The following is a 2881-nucleotide window of genomic DNA, read 5'->3' as shown; positions in this document are numbered from 1 at the left end:
GTGCGTAACCCCCGCATGATGCCGCCGACGCCCAGCGTATCCGCGATGGTCTGGCGCAGCCCGTATTGCTTGGGGATTTCAAAATCTGTGACGGTACAGGGCTGGTACCCGCCAATCTGAAAGGCGGTAATAACGAAATCGGCACCATCGAGTGCGGCGCGTCGGTCTGTATGTGTGGATATTGTCGCGTTTGACCGGACCGAACGGATCATGGCGCGGGCTACAGCTTCGCTTTCTGTCAGGCGTACGGGGTCGATATCCATCAGCGCAAAGTGACTGTCCGCCAAAGCGGGGGTCAGCAGAGCATCCCCCACAATGTTCTTCATGAAAATTGTCGAACCTGCTCCGATGAAAGTTATCTTTGTCATTTTACAGCTCCGAGGGTCAGGCCCGCGATAAAGTGCTTTTGCATCAGGAAGAACATGGCAACCGGCGGCAGCGCTGCTACGATCGAGCCCGCGCTCATCAGTTGGTAGGCGGCGCGGAACTGGGCGTTGAAACTGGTTATGCCTGCTGTGACAGGCTGGCTTTCCGCGCCCTGAGTCAGGACGACCGCCCAGAAATAGTCGTTCCAGATGAAAGTGAAGATCAGCACGCTGAGTGCGGCAATTGCGGGTTTCATCAACGGCAAGACCACATACCAGAAGATGCGCCATTCGCTGATACCCTCGACCCGCGCGGCCTCGATTAATTCAAAGGGCAGGGCCCGGATAAAGTTGCGCATGAACAATGTGCAAAAGCCGGTCTGGAAGGCGATGTGGAACAAGACGAGGCCGGTTTTTGTGTTGTAGAGGCCCATATCAAGTGTCAGGTCGCGCACAGGCACCATCAGGATCTGGAATGGCACGAAGTTGCCGGCAACGAACATGAAGAAGATCCACAGGTTCGATTTGAATTTGTAGATGCCCAAAGCAAAGCCGGTCATGGAACTGAGGGCAACGGCACCGATCACCGTAGGAATGGTGATCATGAAAGAGTTCAGCAAGTATCGCGGCATGTCAGAGTTGAAGAATACCAGCCCGTAGTTGACCGCGCCCTCGAAACTGGATGGCAGGCCCCAATAGTTGGCGTTGGTGAAATCCGCCGCTGGTTTGACCGAAAACAGAGCCACCGCGAGTAGGGGGCCCAGCCACAGCAACAAGGCAAGTGGCAGCATCGCCTGATAGGTGATCTGCGCGGCGCGAGATTGTTTTTCGATGGGTTTGGGAAACATCTCAGTGCCCCCGTTCTTCGCGATACATCGACCAGAGGAAATAGGCGATGAAGCCGAGCATGATCAGGAACAGCACCACAGCGATAGCCGCGCCATACCCCATGCGGAAACCGTACTCAGATAGTGCGACCTCGAACATGTAATAGGCCAACACTCGGGAAGATCCGAATGGCCCGCCCTGTGTCATGATCGAAATCAGGTCGAAACTGCGCAGCGCCCCGATGATTGTCACGACGAATGCAATGAAAGTGGCCGGGCGCAACTGTGGCAGAATGATGTGCCACAGCATTCTCAAGCCTTTGGCACCGTCCAGGCGTCCGGCTTCGATCTGTTCGGGGTCGACGGCATTCAGACCGGTGAGGTAGAGGATCATGCAATAGGCGGTTTGTGGCCAAAGGCCTGCGACGATGATGCCGTAGGTGACCAAACGCTCGTCGCCCAGCACGTTCAATGGACCCATTCCGAAAAAGCCGAGAAACTCATTCAGAAGACCAAATGTCGGGTCATAAAACCACGTGAATACAAGGCCAACAACAACCTGAGAGATGACAAATGGAAAGAAAAACAGCGATTTGTAAAGGCGGATACCCCAGACCGTCTGGTTCAGAAACAAAGCAATGAAAAGGCCCGCCGGAATGGCCAGAAGATACAGGATCAGCCAGATCAGGTTGTTCTTGAGCGAGATATAGAATGCGTCCCGGTCAACCCATTCCCAATACAAATCTTCATAATTGCGCATGCCGACATATTCGGCGGCACCCAACCCATCCCACTCGTACAGTGAAAGGTTGAAGGACTGGAAGACCGGAATGATCACATAGACCATGAAGAACAGCAGGCCCGGAGCAAGGAATAGCCACGGGGCGATGCGTTGTTGGTTTCTGTGGAACCAGTTCTCCTGATCAGGGGCGTCGGCGGCAGTGGTCATGGGTGTCCTGGGTTTGTTTGGGTAAGGCGGGTTGAAACCACCTTACATTCTGTGGCGAGGTAGGCCGGGCTCGAGCCCGGCCCAAGCCTGATTAGTTGTCGTAGATACGCTCTCGCGCGCGTTCCAGCTTGGCCAGAATACGGTCAGCATTGTCTGGTTTAACCATGAATTCCTGGAAACCTTCCATTGACACTTTGGCCATTTCAGCCGGTGCGTCGCGGTCCCAGAACTGAGCCACTCCGCCGGGGCTGTTGGTCGAGAGCATCGAAAAGCCCTGCTGCAGGAATTTGTCATCGTCTACTGAGGATTGCGCGTTCACCGGCAACTGACCGAGGTTCGATCCGTTGTTGATCTCGGTCTGTTCATCCGACGAGACAACAAAGCGCAGGAACTCTCGTGCGGCTTCTTTGTTCGATGCATTCGCCGGGATGTGGAACGTATCGGTCGGCGCGTCTTCAGCCAATTCGACATCAGGGTTGATTGAAACGAATTGGTAGAAATCCAGCTGATCATCGGTAAGCCCTGCTTCACGCAAAGGCGCGACTGCAAAATTTCCCATCAGATACGCAGCGGCTTCTCCGTTAACCATGAACGGCAAAGCCTCCTGCCAGCTATAGGTCTGATGGTTGTCAATGAAAGCCCCCATGTCGATCAACTGCTTCCAGTTTGCAAAGGTCTGCTTGACCCGGTCATCTTCCCAGCTGATTTCGCCGTTGGCCAGTTGATTGTGGAAGTCGAAC

General features: G+C 54.5%; 4 protein-coding genes. All 4 read right to left on the bottom strand.

Annotated elements, in window-relative coordinates; translation table 11 throughout:
- A partial coding sequence (locus AC2FNC_RS20565; protein WP_496716535.1) for a family 4 glycosyl hydrolase occupies positions 1-368 on the bottom strand: 368 nt, incomplete at its 3' end.
- A complete protein-coding gene (locus AC2FNC_RS20560; protein WP_480477108.1) occupies positions 365-1213 on the bottom strand; it encodes a carbohydrate ABC transporter permease in 849 nt (282 codons plus the stop codon). The genes AC2FNC_RS20565 and AC2FNC_RS20560, both read right to left, overlap by 4 nt.
- 1 nt (position 1214) lies before the next feature.
- Positions 1215-2141, bottom strand: coding sequence for a carbohydrate ABC transporter permease (locus AC2FNC_RS20555; protein ID WP_480477110.1), 927 nt, complete (start codon positions 2139-2141; stop codon positions 1215-1217).
- 91 nt (positions 2142-2232) lie between these two features.
- The coding region (locus AC2FNC_RS20550) for an ABC transporter substrate-binding protein (RefSeq protein WP_496716532.1) at positions 2233-2881 on the bottom strand (649 nt) is incomplete at its 5' end.

The organism is Ruegeria sp. BHSA123, assembly GCF_059613425.1.
The sequence above is the reverse complement of the archived record's forward strand: the minus strand, read 5'-3'. Positions and strand labels throughout refer to the sequence as shown.

Bases quoted from the DNA above. Each gene is read 5' to 3' on its own strand.
- AC2FNC_RS20560 (WP_480477108.1), bottom strand. From the start codon at position 1,213: ATGTTTCCCAAACCCATCGAAAAACAATCTCGCGCCGCGCAGATCACC.
- AC2FNC_RS20555 (WP_480477110.1), bottom strand. From the start codon at position 2,141: ATGACCACTGCCGCCGACGCCCCTGATCAGGAGAACTGGTTCCACAGA.